General features: G+C 45.9%; 21 protein-coding genes, 9 tRNA genes and 1 rRNA gene. 24 read left to right on the top strand and 7 right to left on the bottom strand.

All coding sequences use genetic code 11. The annotated features are described in order from the left end of the window. From AC0YNT_RS28740 to AC0YNT_RS28690, 11 genes are all read left to right on the top strand, one after another. A 23S ribosomal RNA gene (locus tag AC0YNT_RS28740) occupies nt 1-99 on the top strand; the annotation flags it as partial. A gap of 84 nt (nt 100-183) precedes the next feature. After that, nucleotides 184-258 (top strand) — tRNA-Glu (locus AC0YNT_RS28735). Nucleotides 259-272: 14 nt separating this feature from the next. Further along, nucleotides 273-348: transfer RNA gene (locus AC0YNT_RS28730), tRNA-Val, on the top strand. Between the two features lie 18 nt (nt 349-366). Next, nucleotides 367-443: transfer RNA gene (locus AC0YNT_RS28725), tRNA-Met, on the top strand. Between the two features lie 29 nt (nt 444-472). After that, nucleotides 473-549 (top strand) — tRNA-Asp (locus AC0YNT_RS28720). 17 nt (nt 550-566) lie between these two features. After that, a tRNA-Thr gene (locus AC0YNT_RS28715) sits at nt 567-642 on the top strand. 22 nt (nt 643-664) lie between these two features. Next, nucleotides 665-751 (top strand) — tRNA-Leu (locus AC0YNT_RS28710). A 3-nt stretch (nt 752-754) separates the two neighbouring features. Then, nucleotides 755-829: transfer RNA gene (locus AC0YNT_RS28705), tRNA-Gly, on the top strand. 9 nt (nt 830-838) lie between these two features. Beyond that, nucleotides 839-915, top strand: a tRNA-Arg gene (locus AC0YNT_RS28700). Between the two features lie 19 nt (nt 916-934). After that, nucleotides 935-1,011 (top strand) — tRNA-Pro (locus AC0YNT_RS28695). Nucleotides 1,012-1,118: 107 nt separating this feature from the next. Then, nucleotides 1,119-2,108, top strand: a complete 990-nt coding sequence (locus tag AC0YNT_RS28690; RefSeq protein WP_475807700.1) for a Gfo/Idh/MocA family protein — start codon at nt 1,119-1,121, stop codon at nt 2,106-2,108. A 52-nt stretch (nt 2,109-2,160) separates the two neighbouring features. Here the strand turns inward: AC0YNT_RS28690 and AC0YNT_RS28685 are convergent, their stop codons facing one another. Further along, on the bottom strand, nt 2,161-2,649 hold the full coding sequence (locus AC0YNT_RS28685; protein ID WP_243865581.1) for a YecA family protein: 489 nt from the start codon (nt 2,647-2,649) through the stop codon (nt 2,161-2,163). 188 nt (nt 2,650-2,837) lie between these two features. Between AC0YNT_RS28685 and AC0YNT_RS28680 the strand changes: the two genes are divergently transcribed. The 5 genes from AC0YNT_RS28680 (at nt 2,838) to AC0YNT_RS28660 (ending at nt 8,122) form a co-directional block, all read left to right on the top strand. Further along, a complete protein-coding gene (locus AC0YNT_RS28680) occupies nt 2,838-4,076 on the top strand; it encodes an aminopeptidase (RefSeq protein WP_475807699.1) in 1,239 nt (412 codons plus the stop codon). A gap of 53 nt (nt 4,077-4,129) precedes the next feature. Further along, a complete protein-coding gene (locus tag AC0YNT_RS28675) occupies nt 4,130-4,399 on the top strand; it encodes a YqkE family protein (RefSeq protein ID WP_475807698.1) in 270 nt (89 codons plus the stop codon). A 185-nt stretch (nt 4,400-4,584) separates the two neighbouring features. Further along, entirely contained in the window at nt 4,585-5,208 is a 624-nt protein-coding gene (locus AC0YNT_RS28670) for a ribonuclease H-like YkuK family protein (RefSeq protein WP_475807697.1), read from the top strand. A gap of 166 nt (nt 5,209-5,374) precedes the next feature. Beyond that, nucleotides 5,375-6,106, top strand: a complete 732-nt coding sequence (locus tag AC0YNT_RS28665) for a metallophosphoesterase (protein WP_475807696.1) — start codon at nt 5,375-5,377, stop codon at nt 6,104-6,106. Between the two features lie 141 nt (nt 6,107-6,247). Beyond that, on the top strand, nt 6,248-8,122 hold the full coding sequence (locus AC0YNT_RS28660) for an ATP-binding protein (RefSeq protein ID WP_475807695.1): 1,875 nt from the start codon (nt 6,248-6,250) through the stop codon (nt 8,120-8,122). A gap of 46 nt (nt 8,123-8,168) precedes the next feature. Here AC0YNT_RS28660 and AC0YNT_RS28655 read toward each other — a convergent pair whose 3' ends face one another. The 3 genes from AC0YNT_RS28655 to AC0YNT_RS28645 form a co-directional block, all read right to left on the bottom strand. Beyond that, entirely contained in the window at nt 8,169-8,405 is a 237-nt protein-coding gene (locus tag AC0YNT_RS28655; RefSeq protein WP_475807694.1) for an NHLP leader peptide family RiPP precursor, read from the bottom strand. Nucleotides 8,406-8,480: 75 nt separating this feature from the next. Further along, nucleotides 8,481-9,413, bottom strand: coding sequence for a class 1 isoprenoid biosynthesis enzyme (locus AC0YNT_RS28650; RefSeq protein WP_475807693.1), 933 nt, complete (start codon nt 9,411-9,413; stop codon nt 8,481-8,483). A 26-nt stretch (nt 9,414-9,439) separates the two neighbouring features. Continuing rightward, on the bottom strand, nt 9,440-10,132 hold the full coding sequence (locus AC0YNT_RS28645) for a hypothetical protein (protein ID WP_475807692.1): 693 nt from the start codon (nt 10,130-10,132) through the stop codon (nt 9,440-9,442). Nucleotides 10,133-10,453: 321 nt separating this feature from the next. On the opposite strand from AC0YNT_RS28645, the gene AC0YNT_RS28640 reads away from it, so the two are divergent. After that, a complete protein-coding gene (locus tag AC0YNT_RS28640; protein WP_475807691.1) occupies nt 10,454-11,020 on the top strand; it encodes a hypothetical protein in 567 nt (188 codons plus the stop codon). A 21-nt stretch (nt 11,021-11,041) separates the two neighbouring features. On the opposite strand, the gene AC0YNT_RS28635 is transcribed toward AC0YNT_RS28640, so the two are convergent. Continuing rightward, on the bottom strand, nt 11,042-11,914 hold the full coding sequence (locus AC0YNT_RS28635; RefSeq protein WP_475807690.1) for an SDR family oxidoreductase: 873 nt from the start codon (nt 11,912-11,914) through the stop codon (nt 11,042-11,044). Between the two features lie 227 nt (nt 11,915-12,141). On the opposite strand from AC0YNT_RS28635, the gene efeO reads away from it, so the two are divergent. The 6 genes from efeO (at nt 12,142) to AC0YNT_RS28605 (ending at nt 18,733) form a co-directional block, all read left to right on the top strand. Beyond that, the gene (efeO, locus tag AC0YNT_RS28630) at nt 12,142-12,999 is read left to right on the top strand and encodes an iron uptake system protein EfeO (protein ID WP_475807689.1); all 858 of its coding nucleotides are present in this window, start codon (nt 12,142-12,144) and stop codon (nt 12,997-12,999) included. Between the two features lie 4 nt (nt 13,000-13,003). After that, nucleotides 13,004-14,296, top strand: coding sequence for an iron uptake transporter deferrochelatase/peroxidase subunit (efeB, locus tag AC0YNT_RS28625; RefSeq protein WP_475807688.1), 1,293 nt, complete (start codon nt 13,004-13,006; stop codon nt 14,294-14,296). Between the two features lie 18 nt (nt 14,297-14,314). Continuing rightward, the gene (locus tag AC0YNT_RS28620; protein ID WP_475807687.1) at nt 14,315-16,150 is read left to right on the top strand and encodes an FTR1 family iron permease; all 1,836 of its coding nucleotides are present in this window, start codon (nt 14,315-14,317) and stop codon (nt 16,148-16,150) included. A 43-nt stretch (nt 16,151-16,193) separates the two neighbouring features. Beyond that, on the top strand, nt 16,194-16,391 hold the full coding sequence (locus AC0YNT_RS28615; RefSeq protein WP_475807686.1) for a hypothetical protein: 198 nt from the start codon (nt 16,194-16,196) through the stop codon (nt 16,389-16,391). 176 nt (nt 16,392-16,567) lie between these two features. Further along, nucleotides 16,568-17,959, top strand: coding sequence for a glycoside hydrolase family 26 protein (locus AC0YNT_RS28610; RefSeq protein WP_475807685.1), 1,392 nt, complete (start codon nt 16,568-16,570; stop codon nt 17,957-17,959). A 69-nt stretch (nt 17,960-18,028) separates the two neighbouring features. Further along, complete coding sequence (locus AC0YNT_RS28605; RefSeq protein ID WP_475807684.1) at nt 18,029-18,733, top strand: hypothetical protein; 705 nt, start codon at nt 18,029-18,031, stop codon at nt 18,731-18,733. A gap of 50 nt (nt 18,734-18,783) precedes the next feature. Here the strand turns inward: AC0YNT_RS28605 and AC0YNT_RS28600 are convergent, their stop codons facing one another. Next, nucleotides 18,784-19,629 carry a lipase family protein gene (locus AC0YNT_RS28600; protein WP_475807683.1) on the bottom strand — a complete coding sequence of 282 codons (846 nt, stop codon included), beginning with the start codon at nt 19,627-19,629 and terminating at the stop codon, nt 18,784-18,786. Between the two features lie 437 nt (nt 19,630-20,066). Here AC0YNT_RS28600 and thrS point away from each other — a divergent pair, with 437 nt between their 5' ends. Beyond that, entirely contained in the window at nt 20,067-21,980 is a 1,914-nt protein-coding gene (thrS, locus tag AC0YNT_RS28595; protein WP_475807682.1) for a threonine--tRNA ligase, read from the top strand. A 4-nt stretch (nt 21,981-21,984) separates the two neighbouring features. Here thrS and AC0YNT_RS28590 read toward each other — a convergent pair whose 3' ends face one another. Further along, a complete protein-coding gene (locus tag AC0YNT_RS28590; RefSeq protein ID WP_475807681.1) occupies nt 21,985-23,130 on the bottom strand; it encodes a magnesium transporter CorA family protein in 1,146 nt (381 codons plus the stop codon). Between the last annotated feature and the right edge of the window lie 150 nt (nt 23,131-23,280).

The raw sequence follows: 23,280 nt of genomic DNA, 5'->3' as shown, positions 1-23,280 counted from the left end.
TAGTAAGACCCCTTGAAGACGACGAGGTTGATAGGTTCGGGGTGGAAGCACAGCAATGTGTGGAGCTGACGAATACTAATCGGTCGAGGGCTTATCCTAAAAGACTTATGAGTAGTTCATAAGCATTGCTTAAGGAATTCATTCATTCGCATCCAGTTTTCAAGGTTCAAATCTTGATAGCTAGGCCCGTTGGTCAAGTGGTTAAGACACCTCCCTTTCACGGAGGTAACAGGGGTTCGAGTCCCCTACGGGTCACCAATTTACACTTATATGGAGGCTTAGCTCAGCTGGGAGAGCATCTGCCTTACAAGCAGAGGGTCGGGGGTTCGAACCCCTCAGCCTCCACCATAGAAGTTTTAGTAATGCCGCGAGGTGGAGCAGTCCGGTAGCTCGTCGGGCTCATAACCCGAAGGTCACAGGTTCAAATCCTGTCTTCGCAACCAATCTTTTGGACAAGAGCCGAAAGTAGCATGGAGCTGTGGTGTAGTGGCCCAACATGCCTGCCTGTCACGCAGGAGACCGCGGGTTCGAATCCCGTCAGCTCCGCCATTTTTACCAAATATTATGCCGGTGTAGCTCAGTTGGTAGAGCAACTGACTTGTAATCAGTAGGTCGTGGGTTCGACTCCTATCGCCGGCACCATTTTTACAACTTTAATATGCATGCGGTCGTGGCGGAATTGGCAGACGCGCTAGATTCAGGTTCTAGTGGTGTAACAGCCGTGGAGGTTCGAGTCCTCTCGACCGCACCATATGCGGAAGTGGCTCAGCGGTAGAGCATCGCCTTGCCAAGGCGAGGGTCGCGGGTTCGATTCCCGTCTTCCGCTCCATATTTTTTTGCGGCCTTAGCTCAGCTGGATAGAGCGTTTGACTACGAATCAAAAGGCCAGGAGTTCGAATCTCTTAGGCCGCGCCATTTTTTCTTAATTGAATAACGGGATGTAGCTCAGCTTGGTAGAGCACCTGGTTTGGGACCAGGGGGTCGCATGTTCAAATCGTGTCATCCCGACCATTTCAATTCATTAGAAGTCAGCAGACGTACTTGATACGTTAGGCAGGCTTTTTTTTAGTTTATCGGCAAAATGGGATTTTATTAACGAAAGAAGAGGTGAAACCATAATGCTGCGTATTGGTATTATTGGCTCAAACTTTATCACGGAAACTTTTATGGATGCTGCTCGTCAGGTCGATAAGGTTAAGGTAGCGGCATTATATTCTCGTTCGGAGGAACGTGCTAAGGAATATGCAGCTGCTCAGGATATTCCACATACCTTTACCAATCTGGAAGCGATGGCGCAAAGTGATTTAATCGATGCGATTTACATAGCTAGTCCTAACTCGTTGCATGCGCAGCATGCGATTGCGTTTATGAACCATGGCAAACATGTATTATGTGAGAAGCCGATTGCTTCGAATGCTGCAGAAGTACAAGCCATAATCGAAGCGGCGAAAGCGAATAATGTGCTGCTCATGGAAGCGATGAAATCGACACTTGTTCCTAATTTTGACGCGGTACGTGAGAATCTGCATAAGATTGGGAAAGTACGCACGTTCTTCGCATCATTTTGTCAGTATTCGTCACGTTATGATAAATATAAAGCAGGAGAAGTATTAAATGCATTCCTGCCAGAGCTCTCAAATGGCTCACTGATGGACATTGGAACGTACTGCATTTATCCGCTTGTTGTATTGTTTGGCAAGCCGGATAGTGTGAAAGCAAGCGCGGTGATGCTGGAGTCAGGTGTTGACGGTAAAGGGAGTCTTATCTTGAATTATGGCGATATGGAAGCAGTGCTGCTCCATTCGAAGATTTCGAACTCGAATATGCCAACAGAAATTCAAGGTGAAGAAGGCAATATGATTATCGAGCGAATCAGCCAGCCTTCGAGCGTTCGTATTCAATATCGCGATGGTCGTGAAGAAGAGAATGTTAGCAGAGATCAGGTGAGCAATTCGATGGTCTATGAAATTCAATCGTTTGCTGAGTTAGTTGAACGTGGTGAGCTTGAATCGCCAATTAACTCTTTTGCAAACTCTCTTACGGTTATGGAAATTATGGATGAGGCTCGTAGACAAATCGGACTTATTTTCCCGGCTGATCAGAAATAAATGGATAAAAAAACAGGCTGTTCCGGAGTAAACTCCAGAACAGCCTGTCCCATTATTGTGCGACTTGCTCGTTGCTTTGTTCCAACTGCTGCATAAGGAATGCAGATAGTTCTTGGTAACGCTTCGTGATGGTTGAAGCAGATACTTCGTATTTGTCGGCAAGCTCGTTCTTAGATTTGCCGGATTCGGTAACCTCACAGACCATATATTCCAACGCGGCACAAAATGCGCCTGATTTACGATACGTTGGTTTCGTCATATTCGTGAAATCATGCCAGATCATAACGGCCATCGCGATATGGTTAGGCTTGTAATCCTGTTTCATGGAAGCAATCACTTCATGTGCGAGTTCTGCGTATTGTGGATTAGCCCACGTGGATTCGTGGTCAACCAAATGCACCAGCTCAGCTTCTGTAAAATGACGAATAGCATTGGAGGCTTTACTTGTTCTAGCCGATTGTTCGTCCTTGGACATGCAGCATTTTTTATATTTCAAGCCGCTGCCGCAATGACATTGATCATTTCTACCTAGTTTAGACATAATAGCTCCTTCATGCGAAAATCTTTTATGCAAGAGTACATTCCTATATAATAACATAAAAAGAGGGATGGAAAAACGAAAAACCTACATTTTCCATTCCTAGCCCCAGTGAAGTTCCAATATTCATAGGCCTGGGGCGGTAAGTGAACAATAAAATTATACATATCCAGAAAGGTGTGGAGTGAGCAATGACTAATGAAACATTCAAAAGCAATCTGACGAAGTATGCTGAACTAATCGTAAGAGTAGGCGTAAATGTACAGCAGGATCAAGAGGTTTTTATCACAGGAGCTGTTGAACAGGCAGATCTCGTTCGACTCGTTGCCGAGCAGGCCTATTTGGCTGGAGCAAGCAATGTACATGTGGATTGGACAGATGACAGATTGTCCCGCCTGAAATATGAGAAAGCAGCAGACGAGGTGTTTACGCGTTATCCAGAATGGGAAACAGCGAAGCGGAATTCTTTTGTAGAGCGTAATGCAGTATTTATCTCCATTGTCTCTTCGAACCCTGATCTGCTAAGTGGAATTGATTCGCAGCGGATTGCCAACTTCCAGAAGGCTGCAGGCCAAGGATTACAGCAGTTCCGTAGAGCTGTTCAGTCCGACAAAGTAAGCTGGACTGTCGTGGCTGCTGCAGGCAAAGCTTGGGCTTCTAAAGTATTCCCGAATACTTCAGAGGAAGAGTCAGTTAACTTGTTATGGGAAGCGATCTTTAAAGCGGTTCGTCTGCACGCAGCAGACCCTGTAAAAGCGTGGGAGGAGCATAACGCAACACTCCATTCCAAGGCAGAGGCGCTGAATGAGAATCATTTTACGAAGCTGCATTATACGGCTCCTGGCACCGATCTCACGATCGAGCTTGCAGATAAACATATTTGGGTGGCAGCAGGCAGTGAGAATCAGAACCATGTCTCCTTTATGGCGAACATGCCGACTGAGGAAGTATTCACAGTGCCTCTGAAGACCGGCGTAAACGGTCATGTATCCAGCACGAAGCCACTTAGCTATGGCGGTAATATTATCGACAACTTTAAGATTACATTCGAAGCAGGGCGTATCGTTAAGGTTGAGGCGGAGCAAGGGCAGGAGATTCTTCAGAAGCTGGTTGATACAGACGAAGGCTCACATTACCTAGGTGAGGTGGCTCTTGTACCTCATGAATCCCCGATCTCGCAATCGAATATTTTGTTCTACGAAACCTTGTTTGATGAGAATGCGTCAAACCATCTGGCGATTGGCAGTGGTTATGCTTTTAATATTGAGGGCGGTAAAAAGATGTCCCCGGAAGAGCTTGCCGAGAATGGCGTTAATGCCAGCATCACACATGTTGATTTTATGATCGGTTCGGCTGTGATGGATATCGACGGTATCAAGGCAGATGGCACGGTTGTGCCAATCTTCCGTAAAGGCAACTGGGCATTCTAAGCTGAGCATGCTATAATGTTCGGCAATGAATGGTTTCCAAGGAGATGACAGCAATGCCGAAAAAGAAAAATACAGCTAAAAATCATCGAGCTAGTTCCACCCCACAGCAGGAGCAAGGAACTACGCTAAAGGATTTGCTTGGCGCAGATGTGCTGCAGAAGCTGAAACAGCAATCTGACGAGATGAAGGCGGCTGAGGAGCAACGTAAGCAAGAGGTTAGAGCGCAGGCCGAGGAAGCCCGTAAAAAGGAACAGAAGCGGCTTGAGAGTGATATGGGTTACTTGCTGGAGAACAGCAAGCAGGATTGGCGGAAATTTAAATAAGAATCAATAGGAAATAGCCCCTGAGCTGCATACATTGCGGTGAAGGGGCTATTTTTCTTGTGCCTTGACCGTGCCACATTCGTGCTTGTTCACATATAACATTAATAATAAAATACAACTCCTTCTGCATACTCATGGGTATAGAGAGATGGAATTTAGGCGATTGCTGATAAGAAAGGGCTGAAATGTACATTGTACAGGTGACGATGATGAGAAAAAATCAATCGAATAAACGGCTCCTTCTACCGGAAGAGCTGAGGTTCCAGAACGTGACGGAGAACAGGCTGACCATTCAAGAGGTATATGATCGCATTTTGAAATTTATGGCGAGTGATCCACGGGCGGCGTATCATTTTGTAATTGGAACAGACAGCCAAGGGTTCAACGGATATACGAAGTTCGTAACAGGCATTATTATTCGGCGTATGGGAAAAGGTGCATGGGCCTGCTACCGGCAGGTAGTGGTGCCGCGTGAGCTGACCTCGCTGAAGGAGAAGCTGACGATGGAAACGGCGTTATCCCAGGAAGTAGCCTACTACTTCGTGGAAGGAGCTATTCAGCAGATGGAGGAGCTGCTGCTGCCTTTTGTATACCAAGGGGCATCACTTGATCTGTTTATCGATATCGACGCAGGTACAGAGCCTACAATTAATAAGACATACCTCTATGTAGACGAGATGATTGATCGGGTGAAAGGAATGGGCACGTATGCGGCCAGAGTGAAGCCGGATTCGTATGCTGCGTCAGCTTATGCCAATCGTCATACCAAAAAACCTGTCCATTTCAAAAAAAGACAAGAACTCGTATAAAGGAACATATTTTGCTCAAACACAAGGTAAGGTGCAGCTTGTATAAGCGCCGGACAAGTTGATAGTAGAAGAGCCGCAGGCCATTAGACCTGCGGTTTTTTTCGTGAGGAAGGTTTTTCCCTGTAGCTGTAGAATTCAAATACGTATAGGGGAAGGATGGGATGTCATGGGGAAGGAAAGAACGCTTGTTATAAGTGATATTCATGGCTGCTATGATGCTTTTAACAGGCTGTTGGAACGGGTGAATTACGAACCTGTAAGTGATCAGCTGATTTTGTTAGGAGATTTTGTCAGCAAAGGGCCGGATAGTAGGCAGGTAGTTGAGCAGGCATTCCATATGGTCAGAGATGACGGGGCAATCGCAATCCAAGGCAATCATGATGAACGTTTCGTAGATATTGTCCGTAACAAAACCAAAGATGCGAGGGACAAGTTCTTTCGTCATGGCGGTCGCCAAACCGTATACAGCTATTTGAGAGGACTCGATATGACAGGCAGCGAAGAGGATCTGCTGGCCAGGCTTAGAGAGACGGTTCTGGAGCTTTACCCGCATCATGCCGATTTTCTGGAGGAGCTTCCTTATTACTTCGAAGATGAACAATATATTTATGTGCATGCGGGTCTTAATCCGAAATATCCGAATTGGAAGGACCAGCCGAAGAGGGATTTTCTATATATTAAGGATTCCTTTCATAAGGAAGATACAATGGTTGATAAAGTCGTTGTATTCGGCCATACGAAGACGGTTGATTTGCATGGACGAGCAGATGTCTGGTATGGAAAAGGCAAGATTGGCATCGATGGTGGATGCGCGAGCGGCTTACAGTTGAATGCGCTTGAAATTATTAATAGCAAAGTCAGAGCGATATCGGTACCGGCAAGAAGAGCGGTAATATAAGGTGAAACAGAAGAGCGGAGATCCCGCTCTTTTTTTATGTAAGAAATTTAATTTCCAATGAATTGAAATGAAGGATTTGATCGAAATATGTCGAACTAGTGAGCATTAAGAACTATTTTCCAAATTCTGAGGTGTAAAGAAATGAAGGCAGTTATGAAGTATGCAATGTTCGCTCTTATATTCCTAGCAGTAATCACTTCATTGCGCCCAACAGTCACCTATGCGAATACAGATGAGGTTAAATCTGAGAACCAGATTACTGAATGGCAAATTAGTCCGGGGACGGATGATGAAGGAATGATCCCTCCAGACGAGGGCTGGATCACGGTTAAGAATGGAGCAGCACCTGAATTGCCGAAAGGGACAACCTCGTTATGGGTAAAGGTCGATCTGCCTGTTATTACGGAATCGCACGCAGGACTGCTTGTTGACAAAGCGTATGCTCAAAATGTCATTGTCTACGTTGATGGCAAGGGTGTTTATGAAACGACAAGAGATCATTCGTACGATGTGAATCGTTTTGTTATTCCGTTGGGGCATTCCACTGATGAAACCCTTTATGTTTATCTTTATAATGAAACAGGTAATATTGGGGTTACTGGCCTTGTTCTTGGTGACTATGAGAAGCTCTACCGTACGATGCTATTAAAAGAACTTGATAATATCATTCTTGGAGCAGCTTTTATTTTCATAGCTGCCCTAATGTTTATTTGTATGATCTTCCTGAAGAAAGTCCAGGTAGCAGGTTGGAAGTCACTTAGCTTAATTATCTTATCTATTGGGTTTATGTTAATTTTCTACTCCCCGTTTTTGTATACGGTGAATGATAAGTATGGTTTAATCTATGCGACTGGCTTTGATCTGGCATCAAATCTATTTTTACCTGCTTTATTCTTCTTTATGGAGACACTCTTTGGCAGAGGCAAATATTCATTGATCCGTATTTTTAAATATTATGCCTTGTACTCGGTACTCCTGTCGTCTATTGGTTTATTTTTGAACATTCTTACGGACAATGCTTTTTACTCTTTATACTACTCCATATCGACGGTCATGTTTGCTCTTGGTGTTGTCGGAGGCAGCCTGATTCTAATTGGAATTTTAGTCGTTTACAGTTTTAAGAAGCAGAAGGAAGCCTTTATTCTTTCTGCTGGCCTTGGTTTCTTTATCTTGTTTACGGTGGCAGACATCATACAGTATTATTCCCAGTCGAAAAATTATGAGTTCGTATATTGGAAATGGGGAATTGTGTGCTTTGTATTCTCCTTAGTGGTTATGCTGGGCAGACAGATTGTTATCAGCTTCGAAAAGGTTGTAACCTATTCAAGGCAGCTTGAAATCTATAATAATGAGCTTCAGCGCTCAGAGAAAATGGACATAATCAGTCAGCTCGCTGCTTCAGTTGCACATGAGGTGCGAAATCCATTGCAGGTTACACGTGGATTTTTACAGCTTCTGGAAGAAAAAAGCAACAGCAACAAAGAGAAAAATTATATGTTGTTGGCCATTAACGAGCTTGACCGGGCATCGGAGATTATTACGGACTTCCTCACCTTTGCCAAACCACAGCTTGAACATGTGACAGTATTAAATATTGCAAATGAATTTAAACATATAGGAACTATCCTAATTCCCTTAGCGAATTTACAGGGAGGTCAGCTTAAACTGAACGTTCCCGAGAATTTACAGATTCAAGGTAATTCTTCGAAATTTAAACAAGCATTTATTAATATGATCAAGAACAGCATCGAGGCGTTAAATGGTGACGGGGAAATAGAAATCAACGGCTATATGGAGGAGAACCGGGTTATCATTTGCATAAAAGATAATGGAGAGGGTATGACGGAGAACGAACTCGCCAAATTAGGAGAGCCCTATTATTCCAATAAGACAAAAGGAACTGGCCTTGGACTCATGGTTACTTTCAGCATAATTGAAGTAATGCAAGGAGAAATTGAGTTCAAGAGCAGCAAAGGGGTAGGGACAGAAGTTGTTGTTACATTCCCAGCAGCTTAAATAAAAACCCACTCCAGGATGGAGTGGGTTTTTTCATATGTTTCAATTACCAAGAAGGGAATTCTACTGCTGATGTGGCTTTCATTGCGGAAGGTTTTGGCGGAATAACCAGGTAGGCATGCTCTGGTGTTTCTTCAACGGCAGTAACCTCAATGCTCTCTGGAATATCTACGCCAAAAGCGTCTTTAATAGCTGATTTAGGATCTTGAAGTAACTGTTGCATGAATGCATCGTCTTCCCAAGCTTTTTGAATAATTTGATCCCGAGTAATTTGATTCGACAAAATAACCCCTCCAACTATGCTATAATAATACCACTTGAGTACTAGGAGTATAGCATAATTATTGGTTAATTTATACTAATTTTTCTGATTATTCGACAAAATATAATCAAATCCGCCTAGTAATAAAGACTTCTTTTTTTGTTCCACCTTTTCGGCATAGGAGGCAATGCCTTCGTGTATCAATTGGCTGAAAGATAGGAGTGGATTTAAGCGAAGCGGGCTATTAAATAGATGGTCCAGGACTGCCTTACTGCGATTACAATAAGGCAATAGAAGGCCACGATCATAGATGTAAGCTTTAACTTCTAGCACTTGAAGCGGGTGTGCTGATGCCTTCTTGAACTGAATCATCGACAACAGACAGTTGTAATTCCCCTCTTTCAAGTCATCCTCCCAATCGCTCAAATCATCAGCCATCTGGAGAAGAACGAGACTATAATCCACAAGCTTCTCTACCTGCTCAATAAGTTCTGATTGCTCAGCCAGCAGAAGTACACCTGTGCTTGCTAATTTGAGAGGAGCAGCTTTCTTTGCTATTTTCACAATATCTGTCAAAAAGTAGTCGTGCTTATCTTCGTTGACGACAGTCTGTGCCCATTCATTGACATATTGGTAACGATAGCTCCAAAAAGGCGAGTCAGCGGAAAATAGCTCCCGGAGGATCGCCTCTAGCTCAGCATGGCATAAGTGAGCGAGAGCAAGCTGCTCTTTCCAAGCCGAGGGGGCTTCATCCATTACATCATCCTGCAGAAAATAATAGAGCATGTTGAATACATTAGCGATGGCTAGACTACGGCATTGTTCTACTGGGATGGAGACTGCTTCATTAACCCAATAAGGCAGTAAATAACAGATGTAGTTTTTCGAACTGTCCGGTTTAAATACATCGAATTTATCCAAATAAGTTAACCCCGACTGCCTAAATGGTTCAGGGAAATTCGCTATTCGCTGCCTAGTTTCGGAGAAGACGATGTGAAGCTCGGATACATACGGTTCATAATAATTCATCTGCACGTTCCCCATTTGTTAGTTAATTACTTATCACTTTTCATAATCTCCATCAAAGCAATAATCTTAACGGAGTTAAACTCCTCTGTTGATAGCCGGTTGAGCAGTGTTTCTTTGATAGACTTCTTCTCCTCGGGCGTTAAGCCATCCTTCGCTTTATCCGCTAATCCTGTCAGTTCTTTCATAGAAAACTTGCTTAGCAGCAAGTCAGAGGCCTCGTCCTTTGTCTTGACGACAAGCTGATCATTTTCTGACGGCTTGTCCATTACTGTATCTGTTGTTTCATTTGTTTTGCTTGTTGAGGAGTGGTTCGTTTTACCAGATTGTCCCGCAGCTTTGTCACTGTCTTTGACAGTGGCAGGAATGGAGCCTTGAATCGCCTCGACCGCTTTTTTATCAAAATATTTGGAGTTGTCGGCAATAATTTTCTGAACTGCAGGATCATTCTTTAACGACTCTACTTCATCAGTGGTCAAAATTTGATCGGCCATTTCATTCATCATCTTGTTCGACAAATAATGAAACCCAATCTTATAGCCGGCGAATCCAATAACACCAATCACAATAATAATGGTCAGCAGCCGAGTCCATATGACTGTACTCTTCTTGATCGGCTTTCTTGAACTTCCAGGGTACTTGACCCAGGTTCTTCCGTCTTTGGTTCTGTACTTATGAATACCAACAAGCTGGAGGGGGGTGTTTACTTTTTTGAATTCCATGTTTATAGCAATCTCCTTCATATCCTGGGTGTAATGTGCCTTATTATACCATAATTCAGGAGGATACTAGAAATCGGGTTAGTACCAAATACTCATCATGAGCAACGTAAGAACTATAGAGAGTTTATTTACACTTATCTTCGGAATTGTTAAGTTATGGTTGAGAGATCCTGTTAATTCCATTAAAATAAAAGGAGAGATTAGTTAGAACAGGACCAAGGTCGTGGATAAGGACTGTACCTCAGAAGGTTATGAAGCCATGGCTCCTGCATTAAAGTTAGATATAGTAGCGTTACTTCTTTAATGTGGAGGTTATTAGGCATGACAAGTGAGTTGGAGGTTTACGTTGTCCTAACGGATACCGGAACGTTGTTTACGAGAACGATTAAGTGGTTTACGAAGGATGCGCTTAATCATGCATCTATTGCGTTTGATAGCGGTTTGAATGAGGTGTATAGCTTTGGCCGCAAAAATCCTCAGAATCCCTTTTTCGCAGGCTTTGTGAGGGAGAATATGCGAGGGGAGCTATTCGAGCAGGCTACATGCGCGTTATATCGTTGTCGGATTCAACCGGCCGCTTATGCGAAGATGCGCAGTGTCATTGCCGATATGGACCGAAACAGTGACCAGTATCGCTACAATTTGATAGGTGTCATTGGAGTAATGTTTAACATGCAGTTGATTAAGAGGGATTACGCTTATTTTTGCTCGGAATTTGTAGCATCGGTATTTGAGAAAAGTGGTGTTGATCTCGTAAATAAATCTTCTTTTCTCGTGAGGCCGGGCGATCTGGAGAATACGCCAAAGCTGGAGCTTATCTATGAAGGACGGCTCCAGAACTTATTAAACAATCGAATGGATGACGAAATAGGAAAGCGCCTTGCGTAAACTTCGCAAGGCGCTTATTTTTTACCCGTTTACGATTTCGCCGCCATTAATATGGAGGAATTGGCCGGTTACATAGCTGGAATCTTCAGCAGCCAAATAGACATAAGCAGGGGCAAGCTCATATGGCTGACCTGCGCGTTTCATTGGTGTATCTGAACCAAAGGTGGATACCGTCTGCTCGTCGAAGCTGGCGGGAATAAGCGGAGTCCAGATCGGGCCGGGGGCTACGCCATTTACACGTATACCGCGGTCAACAAGATTGGCAGCAAGTGCTCTTGTGAAGGAAACAATGGCGCCTTTTGTAGCAGAATAATCAATTAAGGTCGGATTACCTTTATATGCTGTAATGGATGCTGTGTTGATAATAGAGGAGCCTTGCTTCAGATGGGGAAGGGCGGCTCTTGTGAGATAGAACATGCCAAATACATTTGTTCGGAACGTCTTCTCAAGCTGCATGGCGGTAATATCCTCTAGACGCTGCTGTACATGCTGCTCGGCTGCGTTGTTAATCACAATGTCTAGTTTGCCGAAGGTCATCACCGTATGGTCAACGGCATGGCGGCAGAATGCCTCATCGCCAAGATCACCATGGATGAGCAAGCATCGCCTTCCCGCTTTCTCAATCTCCTGCTGAACAACCTTCGCATCTTCATGCTCATTATAATAGACAATGCTGACGTCACAGCCCTCAAGGGCGAAAGCTACGGCTACTGCTCTGCCGATTCCACTGTCGCCGCCAGTAATAATGGCTGCTTTATTCGCTAGCTTGTTCGCTGATTTATATTGTTCGGATTTATAGACGGGAAGCGGATTCATCTCTGCTTCTATGCCCGGCTGCTTGTTCTGGTGCTGTGGCGGGAATACCGCTTTTTTGTTGCTGGATGATTGTGACACAGGGTAAAGCCTCCTTTTTGAATACCATTCTTAGCTATTAGTGTGGGATGTTGGGAGGTCTGCTATACACTATGCATGAGCGGATGTGGAGGATTAGGCGGAAGCCTGTCTATTCAGAGAGCAGTAAACAAGACAATATTCTAATTGACAATGATTATCATTATGAATATACTCATTGGTAGTTCATTAACGAATTACATATTATTTGGATGAGGGGTTATCTAATCATGAGGATCAAATTAGCAGCCGTTTTACTGGCCAGCACAGTTGTAGTTGCAGGATGCGGCTCAAATAACAATAATCAAGCGAATCATGCAAAAGAAGCGTCGACCAATACGGAGCAATCAGCGTCGAAAGTAGAGAATTGGGATGAAATTACGGGTAAATACCGCGACTTCGCCTTGGATCAGACGGATAAGCTTGTAGCGGAGACTGATAAATTTGTTCAGGCTGTTAAAACAGGGGATGTAGAAACAGCAAAATCGTTGTATGCCCCAACACGTATGTACTATGAAAGAATTGAACCTATTGCGGAAGCGCTAGGTGATTTGGACCCGAACATCGATGCCCGCGAGAATGATGTAGAAGAGAAGGACTGGCGCGGATTCCATCGCATCGAGCAGGCTCTATGGGTGAATAACATGACATCAGGTGCAGAAGATTATGCTTCCCAGCTACTAGATGATACGAAGACCCTTCGTGCCTTAATTGAAACGGTAGAGGTAGAGCCAAGCCTTCTCGTGACTGGCGCGGTGGAACTGCTGAATGAAGTATCCTCCTCGAAGGTAACTGGTGAAGAAGAGCGTTACTCGCATACGGATCTGTATGATTTCGCGGCAAATGTGGAAGGCGCGAAAAAAATCTATGAGCTGCTTCAAGCAGAATTGAATAAACAAGATGCTGACCTGGAAGGACAAATCGGAACAAGCTTTGCTAATCTGGAACAAGCGCTTGCTGTATACAAGAGTGGTGACGGTTATGTTTCCTACCTCGATCTGAAAGAGGAAGATACGAAGAAGCTGAGCCAGCTGCTTGATGCCTTGGCTGAACCATTGTCGCAAATGGGAACAATCCTGGGAGCCTAAGAAAATGACAAAAGAAAAGAATAAGGACATTGCTGGAGACAGCATTCTGGAGAAACCAATTAGCCGCAGAGATATTCTGCGGCTGGCTAGTGTTGGCGGCGCCGGGCTATTACTTGGCGCTTCAGGCGTTGGAGCGATTCTTGGCGCGACAGGCAAGACTGCCCTAGGTGCAGCTAAACAAAGTGACCAAGAGGATATGATTGATTTTTACGGCAAGCATCAATCGGGTATCACGACACCAGCACAGGATTTTCTTATGTTCGCTGCCTTTGATCTGACCACAGATTCAGTCGATGATGTGCGGAAGCTGTTTAAGGCATGGACGGTGGCTTCTGCTGCAATGGCGAAGGGAATCCAGATTGGCGAGAATAATGAGAACTTGAATCTCCCGCCCTCCGATACAGGAGAAGCGGCTGGACTTAATCCGTCTAGAACAACGATAACGTTTGGTGTGGGGCCAACTTTCTTTGATTCGAGATTTGGTCTGGCAGCTAAACGGCCTGCGGCTCTAGTTGATTTACCGGCATTTGGCGGCGATGAGCTTCGTGAGGAATGGTGTGGCGGCGATATTGGTGTACAGGTGAACGCCAATGATATGCAGATTGCCTTTCACGCGATTCGTAATCTTGCCCGTATCGCAAGAGGAAAGGCTGTATTGCGCTGGACACAGGAAGGCTTCCAACGTACCAGCGGGTCAGATCCAGCGGGCGCGACACCACGTAATTTGATGGGCTTTAAGGATGGTACGGGTAATCCAGATGTGAAAGACGAATCGTTAATGAATGACGTTATCTGGGCGCAAAATGGAGACGGCACATCATGGATGGCTGGCGGGAGTTATATGGTTGTCCGCCGTATTCGTATTCGTGTAGAAGTATGGGACCGATCCACACTTGGAGATCAGGAAGCGACATTTGGCCGGCATCGTGGAAGCGGCGCACCAATTGGATCAAAGAATGAGTTAGATCCAGTTGACCTGAACAAGAAGGATGACAATGGCAAGCCGCTTATTCCTGTTCATTCCCATGTTGCATTAGCGCGGGGAGACGGCTCGATTAAAATTTTGCGAAGATCGTATTCGTATTCAAGTGGTATGGATAACCGTACGGGACAATTTGATGCGGGGCTCTTATTTATTTGTTATAACCGCGATACACGAAAACAGTTTATACCGATGCAGCAGAAGCTTGGACAAAATGACGCTTTAAATGAATATATCGTCCATAATGGCAGTGCCGTATTTGCTTGTTTCCCGGGTGTACGTGAAGGCGGCTATATCGGTGATACGTTATTGTAGAAGGGAAGATTGACTTGAATGGCAGCAACATATAAGGGCATAACGAGTTGCCTTCGTATCGTTTTTCTTTTCTCTGCCGTGTGGTTTGGACTTGGAGCCGGGGCAACCTCTGTTATGTTCGGTTTCAGTCAGGCAGTATATGCAGCCGAAGCGGGAGCAAGCAATCAGCTTGATAAGCTGCTTCCGCTCGTTGGCGGGGCACTGGCTGCTGCCGGGCAAGGTGACTGGCAGGATGCTAAGGATCATATCAAACAGGCTGAGGAGAGCTGGGAGCAGCTGAAGACAAAGACATCAGTGAACTCTGCAGATGTATCCTCATCGTTAGCACATGCAACAGAAGCACTTGACCAAGCAGCAGATAAGCCGGATGAAGCCAAAGCGTCTTTATCTGCATTAGCTAAAGCATTCAATACATTTGTGAAAAGCGAGAAAGCAGCGGAAGCGCCGGTCTTGTCTGGTAAAGACGCGGCAGCAAGCTTGCTGCCGCTGGCGGAAAAGCTGCTTAGCAGCATTCAAGGCGGGCAGTGGAAGCAGGCGAATGCCATCTACAAACAAATCAACGACAGTTGGCCGCCAATTGAGCAGTCGATCCGCAGCGAGAATTTTAACGTTTATGGCAAGCTTGAGACAGACATGAGCATGATTCGAATTGCGCTTCAAGCGGAGCCCCCGCGGGCGGAAGATGCACAGGCGCATACGACTACCTTCATTTCCCTCATTCAGGATTACAAAGATGGGAAAATCGCAGCCTCGTCTAGCGATTCTTCTTCTGATGACCTGACGATTGCTGACTTAATTAGCATGCTGAATCAAGCATCCAAAGATATAGCTGCGAGCCATTATGGTGAAGCAGATGGGCAGATGCAGTCGTTCATCAGCAGCTGGCCATCAGTTGAAGGACAGGTGCAGATCCGCTCAGCAGCAGCTTATCAGGATATCGAGATTAAAATGACCGACGTCTCAAAATATCTGCTTGCCGCCTCGCCGTCACCGGATAAGGCTGAGGTTGTTATTGAGCAAATCCGTAACCGGCTGGAGCCAATGACCTCAGAGGCTAAGTATACGGCATGGGATGCAGGAATGATTTTGCTGCGGGAAGGGCTTGAAGCGATTCTCGTCTTAGCTGCCCTGCTTGCCTACCTGAAGCGCACAGACAATCAGTCGAAAAATATTTGGGTATGGTCGGGTGTATGGACCGGTCTGCTCTTAAGTATCGGGTTAGCAGTTGTGTTAACAACGGTTATTGCAGAAGCAACAGCGGGCAGTACTCGTGAAGCGATGGAGGGGATTACCGGCCTTGTCTCTGTACTGCTGATGCTTTCCGTTGGCAACTGGCTCCACAAGAAGTCAAATTTGCAGGCTTGGAACAAATTTATTGATGATCGTATGAGCAATGCTCTGGCGAAAGGCAGCTTGTGGTCATTGTTTATTGTCTCTGGTCTAGCGATCCTGCGTGAAGGAGCCGAAACGACGATCTTTTATATCGGAATGGCAGGTTCTATTGATCCGATTCAAATGATTCTTGGGATAGTAGTAACTTTCGTGCTCCTGCTGATCATTGGCTTTGCCATCATCCGATTTAGTGCTAAACTGCCAATTCGGCCGTTCTTCCTTGTTGCTTCAGCTTTAATCTATTATTTGGTTGTCCGCTTCCTCGGCGAAAGTATTCACTCTCTCCAGGTTGCCTCGTGGCTGCCAGCTCATTCGTCGGGATCTCTCACGACTATTAGTTTCTTAGGTATCTACCCAACTTGGGAGACGACAATTCCACAGCTTTTGGTGCTTGTAGTCATTCTGACGCGAGTCAGCATCATACAACTTCGCAAAGTACCAGCCCGGGGGCTTGCCGATTGACGTAACACTTGGTATGCTGAGTACAATAAAGCGAGGTGATCATATGTCCGCCAATGAACATAATGAAGCTCAGGAGCAGGCAAAGCCGCTTACACAAGCTGAGCGTGCGAAGCAGCTGCTTCAACAGAAGAAACAAGGGAAAAACGGAGTTACCGGTCAAAATCATTCAACGACCACGCAGGCTATGAAGAGCCAAAACACTAAAAAAGTAAACAACCAACGTAAAAAAATGGGCGTTTAATGAAAACATGCAGAGGCTGTCTCCGCTAGTCAACTTTTGACTAGAGGAAGACAGTCTTTTTCATTCGTTTAGATACGTATATTTGCCTCTCCTTTGCCTAATCCTGTGAATAAGAAGAGGGGGAGGTTCCGCTGCTGAGCTATTGGTTATCGAATCGCCGCAAGCTGATTGGGCTTATGCTGGCATGCGCATTTCTCTGCATGATGGAGGGAGCGGGCAGCGCTGCCAGTCTGCATCGCCCACCTGCTGATGCAAGTGTATATGCGGCTGCGGAGGGGGAAGATGTAAGCTATTCGGAGTGGACGATTCATGTCACATCCACGCATCCGAATTATACGCTTGGGAAAATAGAGCCTGTAAGAGGCGCTTATTTGGGAGCGTATGTGCTGCAAAATCCACTGATTCATAACAGTATGGCGGAATTCAACCAAGCCACGGGCAAAACACATGCCAGCTTTTTCAAATATGTTGGTTATGGAGAGCCGTTCCCTTCCGAATGGGTGAAAGAAGTGAAGGCTGAAGGCGCCTTCCCGCATATTGCCTGGGAGCCAAATCATGGCTTGGCAGAAGTAAAGGATGATGCCTATTTGCGAGGCTTTGCTGATGCCGCACGTGAGGCGAATGTGCCACTTTTTCTCCGGTTTGCTTCTGAGATGAACGGGACATGGACGAATTACAGCGGGGATCCGGATCTCTATATAAAAACCTGGCGTATGGTGCATGACATCTTCGAAAAAAGAGCGCCAAAGACGGCAATGGTCTGGACGGTGCTGAATGTACCTGAACGACCTATTGAGGCTTATTACCCGGGTGATGATTACGTCGATTGGGTTGGTCTTAACATCTACAATGTTAGGTATCATAATGGAGATATCCGGCAGCCATCCGAATTCGAGGACCCTTTACAGATGATTGATTATGTCTATAACCGATTTAGCCGGACTAAGCCGATTCAGCTATCGGAGTTTGGCGTTACCCATTTCACAACGACCGATGGGATAAAGGATATTGAATATGCCGCTTCAAAAATAAAACGGTTATACGCCAATCTGTCGGAGCTTTATCCGAGGGTGAAGGCGGTGTTTTATTTTGATGTGAACAATATTACAGAACAAAACGAGACACGACGTATCAATGATTATTCCATAACAAATGAACAGCAGCTTAAGGATGTTTATCAACAGGTCATCTCCAGTTCGTATTATTTAAGCAGCCTGTCCGAAGAAGCTGGAGGAACACGGGCCAAAGTGACCCAGCCTTTCACTTACCGGGGACATGTGTTCGAACAGGATGGGGAGCTGTACGTGGATGAAGCTTTTTTCAGTCAGATCCTGCAAGCTGATGTGGAGATGCTCGAGGACGGGACTGTTCAATTAAGCAGATGGGACGGGGAGATGGTAAGAGTGGCGCGTGTGCCTTTCCTTCCGCATAAAATATGGAGCGGTTACAAAATAAACGGTTTATTCCCTTTGTGGCGGGAAATTAATGCACTGCCTTTGTTGACGGTTTCCCAAGAACTTGGCTATCAGATAAACTGGAATGGAATTCACATCTATATTCAGGAATGAAATCGCTTGTCCCCCCGCATAATGAAAGTACACAATTCCATTAACACAGCATGAACGGAGGGATGAATCATGACAGCGATCAGCGGCTCTTCCATACGGATTTACCTGCTTGCTGGCGTTGCAACGACCAAAGGCTACTTTGATGAATGCCGGAATGAGCTTGACCGAATGTTTCGGGCGGACGGGCGTGAGCCAATTATTCACATTCTGCACCCTTATGGAGACGCCAGCCGTAATCTTTACCGGCAAATTGTCGAGGTTGGCACTGACTTAACAAATCGGATGTCCATTGGACGGATAGGCGGACGCGCCGCATTTCAGCAGGTGAAGGAAACGATGCAGGGCGAAGATGAACCGATGTTGTTTATCGGGCATAGCGGGGGCGGAGCAGCCGCTTATCAAGCAGGAAAAATGCTGCATCAACAGCGTTTGAACCGGAACTTCCGTATTGTACAGGTTGGCTCGCCGCGGATTCCGATTCATCCTGAGCTGAGGGATAAGGTATGTTTCTTCCATTCCGTTGATAAGGAAGGGAAGCTTAGCGATCCAATCAGCCGGATTGGAACCTGGGGAGGCTGGACATCAGAAGGCTCATCTGTTCCGCACTGGAACCGGTATAAATATTCTCCTGCTATTGTTGAAGGGATTCCGTTAATCGGCGGACATGCCCATTATTTCAGCCATCAGACACCTTATGTCGATCAGGATGAAGTATGTAATTTGGATAAAACCATTAATCGGGTACGCAATTGGCTTCTGCAGTCCTGGTCCTAATCTGTTTAATCACAGAGCAAAACTCCGCTTCATATGCGGAGTTTTGTTTGTTATCCAGGCAATGGACACCAGCCGGGCGGCTCCGAGCAGATCGCTGTTGCAAATTGTGGTTCCTCGCTGCATAAATCGGCAAAGTAGCTGCTTAAGATATGGTTGCCGGAGACAGAGCCCATCCGGAAGGCACGTTTGACTTCGCCTTTTACATGCATATAGTAATAAGTCTTATTTGTATCCGGTGACTGGTATACGAGCGGCGGCAAGTGAGGAACGATATCAAATTCATTTTGCAGCCGCCAATGGGTCTCAACGGTATTGTTATAGAGCCGGATGAATCGTGGATCGCCAACACGCGGAGCACCAAAGGTGTAGACAATAGGTGCGGTGAAAGCTGTATTAACAGCGATATCAAGTGCAGCGAGCGTTGCGAGTGCTCCTCCAAGGCTGTGGCCGGTAATAAATAACGGTTTATCTGGTGGCAGCTGATTGACGAGATCCAATACCTGCGAACGGGCCGAGGTATAGATATCGGTAAAACCTTTATGGGTTTGCCCGGCATTTTTAACCGGACGATAGGTAGTTTGTTGGGCGATGAAGTCGGACACCCAGTCAACAGCCGAGCCAGAACCGCGGAAAGCAAGTACGGAGGAACGCTCGGATTGCAGCACAAAGCCAAATCGGTGTTCGGAATCGCCATAAGCTTTAGCCGAGAAGTCCCCAACTAGATGATAATCACGTGGAACAAGAAAAAGACCATCCTTATTCTCAAATTGGGAGTAAGTCTGTCCAGCAATACCGGCTAGAAAAATAGCGATGCGGAGATCAAATTGCTGCGGTTGGCCTTGTCTCATTGGCCGTGGGAGTGAAGGTGTATTACTCCTTCTCGTTGTTTTTGCCATTTCCGATATCCCTCCGCTCTTTCCATGGGCTGATTATGTATAGTATGTTTGGGCGTCTCTAAGGGTAACTAGTTCCTATTGACTTTTGAAAATAAAACGATGTAGTATATTACTAATTTCATACACAGGCAATGACCAAAGACATGATCGCGATCACAATAGCCGCTCAGAGAGAGAAGCCCTGGCTGTAAGCTTCTTCGGTGACATGGCGTAGATTACCCCTTTGCAGCTGTGACGTTGAACCCGTAATTCCTGAACGGAATACGGCAGTAAGTGATCGCCGATTCATCCTCGTTAGCGGATTCCAATGAAGCATCCTCGTGCCTAATGCACAGGATGGAATTAGGGTGGAACCACGAGCAGAACGCACTCGTCCCTTGCAGGGAGAGCTGCGTTTTTTTGCGTTCACAAAAATCATGAGAAATGGAGGAGCAAAGATGGAGATTCATGTTGTAAGGCCAGGCGGAACAAATGGGAGGTATGTGCAAGGCACAACGATTGCGCAAATTGCAGAAACAGTGGATGCCAATTGGAAAAAAACGATAGTAGCGGGGGCAATCAACGGAACGATCACCGATTTGACTGAGCCGGCCAGCGATGGCAGCAGAATCGACCTGATTGCTCTGGACAGTCCGGAAGGGCTTCAGATCTACCGTCATAGTACGGCTCATGTATTAGCGCAGGCGATCAAACGCTTATATGGCGGCAAGGCTGTAAAGCTTGGGATTGGACCTGTCATCGAAGATGGTTTTTATTACGATATGGAGCTTGCAGAGCCTCTTTCGACCAATGACCTTGAAGCAATTGAACAGGAAATGAGCAGAATCATTCAGGAGAACCTGCCAATCACACGTAGAGTGATTAGCAGGGAAGAAGCGATCTCCTTATTCACAGAGCGCGAGGAACCGCTGAAGCTGGAGCTCATTCAAGAATTGCCAGATGATGAGGTTATTAGTATCTATGAGCAAGGGGAGTTTATAGATTTATGCCGTGGACCCCATATGCCTTCAACTGGGCGAATCAAGGCATTTAAGCTGCTTAGTGTAGCGGGAGCTTACTGGCGTGGCGATTCGAATAATCCAATGCTGCAGCGTATTTACGGCACTGCATTCTTGACTAAATCAGAGCTTGCAGACTATTTGTATCAGCTGGACGAAGCGAAAAAACGCGATCACAGGAAGCTGGGCAAAGAGCTTGAGCTGTTTATGTTCTCGGAGGAAGCGCCGGGTATGCCGTTTTATTTGCCTAAAGGTATGGTGCTGCGTACCGCTTTAGAGAACTTCTCTAGAGAGCTGTTGAATCTTAATGATTACGAAGAGGTACGCACTCCACTCATGATGAACAAGCGGATGTGGGAGCAGTCGGGGCATTGGGATCATTACAAGGACAATATGTATTTCACTAAGGTGGATGAGGCTGAATTTGCCTTAAAGCCCATGAACTGTCCGGGGCATATGCTCATTTTTAAAAATGCTCTTCGCTCCTATAGGGAGCTGCCAATTCGGCTGGCAGAGTTCGGACAAGTGCATCGACATGAGCTCTCGGGGGCATTAGGCGGCATGATGAGGGTACGGACGTTTTGCCAGGATGATGCGCATTTGTTTGTCCGGCCGGATCAGATTGAAGTGGAAATCGGAAAAGTGATAGCTTTAATCGATGAGGTTTATAAGGTGTTTGGTTTCTCCTATTCCGTGGAGTTGTCGACTCGACCAGACGATTATATGGGTTCGGATAAGCTGTGGGATGCAGCTGAGCAGTCGCTGCAGAACGTGCTTGAAGCCCATGGCATGCATTATCGGATTAACGAAGGGGACGGGGCCTTTTATGGACCAAAAATCGATTTTCATATCGTGGATGCGTTAAAGAGAAGCTGGCAATGTGGTACTATCCAGCTTGATTTCCAAATGCCAGAGAAGTTTGATCTATCCTATATTGGAGAAGACAATAAGAAGCAGCGGCCGGTTGTTATTCATCGTGCGGTATATGGCTCGCTTGATCGATTCATTGGCATTCTGATTGAGCATTACAGCGGGGCATTTCCGATCTGGCTGGCTCCGGTTCAAGCGAAGATTCTCCCCGTTTCGGAGTATGAGCTTGATTATGCGTTACAGGTAAAAGCGGAGCTTATCCGTACAGGGGTTCGTGTGGAGGTAGATACGCGCAGCGAAAAGCTGGGCAACAAAATTCGGATAGCCCAGCTTGAGAAAGTGCCATATATGATTGTTGTTGGGAAAAAGGAGCAGTTAGCAGGAAATGTGTCCGTCAGAAAACGCGGCGAAGCGGATGCAGTGATGATGCAGGTATCTGATTTAGTGGAGGATATTATGGAACAACTCCACCATCGCAGATGAGTAATTAAACGGATTTGGTCCGTTTCTTACGCGACAGTGTTGAAATATCCAGTTCTATATCGCTCTTGGCAGGCTCTTCAAGCATCAGAATGCGTGCATGCTTCTTTTTATTAGATTCACGTCCGGTAAGCAGATCGCCGGTCCAGCCTTTTCGCCACAGCCATAAATAGATGAGCAGCGTAATGATTAACACGACGACGCACATACCGATAAAGCCAAGCCGGTGGGTGTCCCATGGGAGCGGATTAAAGTTCGTTCCCCAGAGGGCACCGATGACGGTCGCAGGTGTAAAGATAACCGTGAAGATCGTCAGTGTCTTCATAATATCATTGCCCCGGAAGCTGGATAAGGCATCATCCATGGAGATAAGGGTGTCGATCTCGAGAGCATAATGTTTCAGCAGTGATTCGATTCGGTCAAGCTTATGAGTTGTGCGCTTAAATACATCCGTATCAGTGAGTGTATCCATATAGGCCTCTTGCGCGGCACCGTATAGCTCTCTAATGGGAATAAAGAGATGGCTCCAGTGCAATAAATCATAACGTCTTTCAAATATAACATCAAGAAGCCCAGTTCGGTTCGATATACGCATCGATTGTTCAAGCTCACCAAGGCGTTTCTCAAAGCCGTCAAGTCCTTCATGGAAGGGCTCAAGCAAATGTCCCAGCATAACGAACAGGCCTTCTGGCGCTGTATTGCAATCTGTAAGGCGAGAGGCGACGATATCCGTTTGCAGGCGGATCATCAGGCGCAGATCGCTATGCAGAGTGACAAGCTTGTCTTCTGACAGCCAGAAATGAAAGGGCTGAACATCGGTTTGCTGCTCAGATGCCTGGAGCATGAGGGTGCCGGATACGATTGTTCCTTGCTTGGCTGAATGCGTAATGGTTACTTGATTCGCCGCTCTGTCCCAGCATTCATCGAGCCAACCCGCACATTCGGGCAGCAGCTGTTTGCTAGCCTTCCGTTCGTCGTCGGCTTCGTCAGTCTCTTGGGGCGTGATGAAGGTCATAGATGCTCTTGACGAGTCGGCCTTTTTTCGATTGTCTTTACGCTTTGGCAGTTCTTCAGCCGTCTCCAATTGAGGACGTTCGAGCTGGAGTACATGCCATTCCCATTTGGCGGGATAGCGGAGCATCCGATGAATCATCGATTTGCCTCCTGACCATTATTGTCTTAATTCCGAATTCCTTGTCGCTTACTCTTCATCATACCCCGAACGGCGTACTTACACAACCTTCCTGTAAGGGGAGATTGATTGCTGCTTAATAAGGGTATAACTACCTAGAAAGAAGTTAAA

It is taken from the genome of Paenibacillus sp. J22R56 (assembly GCF_056269375.1).
This window is presented reverse-complemented; position numbering and strand designations above follow the sequence as displayed.

What these genes read in the sequence shown, in the direction of transcription:
- AC0YNT_RS28660 (WP_475807695.1), top strand. Translation starts at nt 6,248, where the DNA reads ATGAAGGCAGTTATGAAGTATGCAATGTTCGCTCTTATATTCCTAGCA.
- AC0YNT_RS28650 (WP_475807693.1), bottom strand. Translation starts at nt 9,413, where the DNA reads ATGAATTATTATGAACCGTATGTATCCGAGCTTCACATCGTCTTCTCC.
- AC0YNT_RS28620 (WP_475807687.1), top strand. Translation starts at nt 14,315, where the DNA reads ATGGCAGCAACATATAAGGGCATAACGAGTTGCCTTCGTATCGTTTTT.
- AC0YNT_RS28605 (WP_475807684.1), top strand. Translation starts at nt 18,029, where the DNA reads ATGACAGCGATCAGCGGCTCTTCCATACGGATTTACCTGCTTGCTGGC.
- AC0YNT_RS28600 (WP_475807683.1), bottom strand. Translation starts at nt 19,629, where the DNA reads ATGGCAAAAACAACGAGAAGGAGTAATACACCTTCACTCCCACGGCCA.
- AC0YNT_RS28680 (WP_475807699.1), top strand. Translation starts at nt 2,838, where the DNA reads ATGACTAATGAAACATTCAAAAGCAATCTGACGAAGTATGCTGAACTA.
- AC0YNT_RS28690 (WP_475807700.1), top strand. Translation starts at nt 1,119, where the DNA reads ATGCTGCGTATTGGTATTATTGGCTCAAACTTTATCACGGAAACTTTT.
- AC0YNT_RS28645 (WP_475807692.1), bottom strand. Translation starts at nt 10,132, where the DNA reads ATGGAATTCAAAAAAGTAAACACCCCCCTCCAGCTTGTTGGTATTCAT.
- AC0YNT_RS28640 (WP_475807691.1), top strand. Translation starts at nt 10,454, where the DNA reads ATGACAAGTGAGTTGGAGGTTTACGTTGTCCTAACGGATACCGGAACG.
- AC0YNT_RS28685 (WP_243865581.1), bottom strand. Translation starts at nt 2,649, where the DNA reads ATGTCTAAACTAGGTAGAAATGATCAATGTCATTGCGGCAGCGGCTTG.
- AC0YNT_RS28610 (WP_475807685.1), top strand. Translation starts at nt 16,568, where the DNA reads ATGCTGGCATGCGCATTTCTCTGCATGATGGAGGGAGCGGGCAGCGCT.
- AC0YNT_RS28615 (WP_475807686.1), top strand. Translation starts at nt 16,194, where the DNA reads ATGTCCGCCAATGAACATAATGAAGCTCAGGAGCAGGCAAAGCCGCTT.
- AC0YNT_RS28675 (WP_475807698.1), top strand. Translation starts at nt 4,130, where the DNA reads ATGCCGAAAAAGAAAAATACAGCTAAAAATCATCGAGCTAGTTCCACC.
- AC0YNT_RS28590 (WP_475807681.1), bottom strand. Translation starts at nt 23,130, where the DNA reads ATGATTCATCGGATGCTCCGCTATCCCGCCAAATGGGAATGGCATGTA.
- thrS (WP_475807682.1), top strand. Translation starts at nt 20,067, where the DNA reads ATGGAGATTCATGTTGTAAGGCCAGGCGGAACAAATGGGAGGTATGTG.
- AC0YNT_RS28670 (WP_475807697.1), top strand. Translation starts at nt 4,585, where the DNA reads ATGTACATTGTACAGGTGACGATGATGAGAAAAAATCAATCGAATAAA.
- AC0YNT_RS28665 (WP_475807696.1), top strand. Translation starts at nt 5,375, where the DNA reads ATGGGGAAGGAAAGAACGCTTGTTATAAGTGATATTCATGGCTGCTAT.
- efeO (WP_475807689.1), top strand. Translation starts at nt 12,142, where the DNA reads ATGAGGATCAAATTAGCAGCCGTTTTACTGGCCAGCACAGTTGTAGTT.
- efeB (WP_475807688.1), top strand. Translation starts at nt 13,004, where the DNA reads ATGACAAAAGAAAAGAATAAGGACATTGCTGGAGACAGCATTCTGGAG.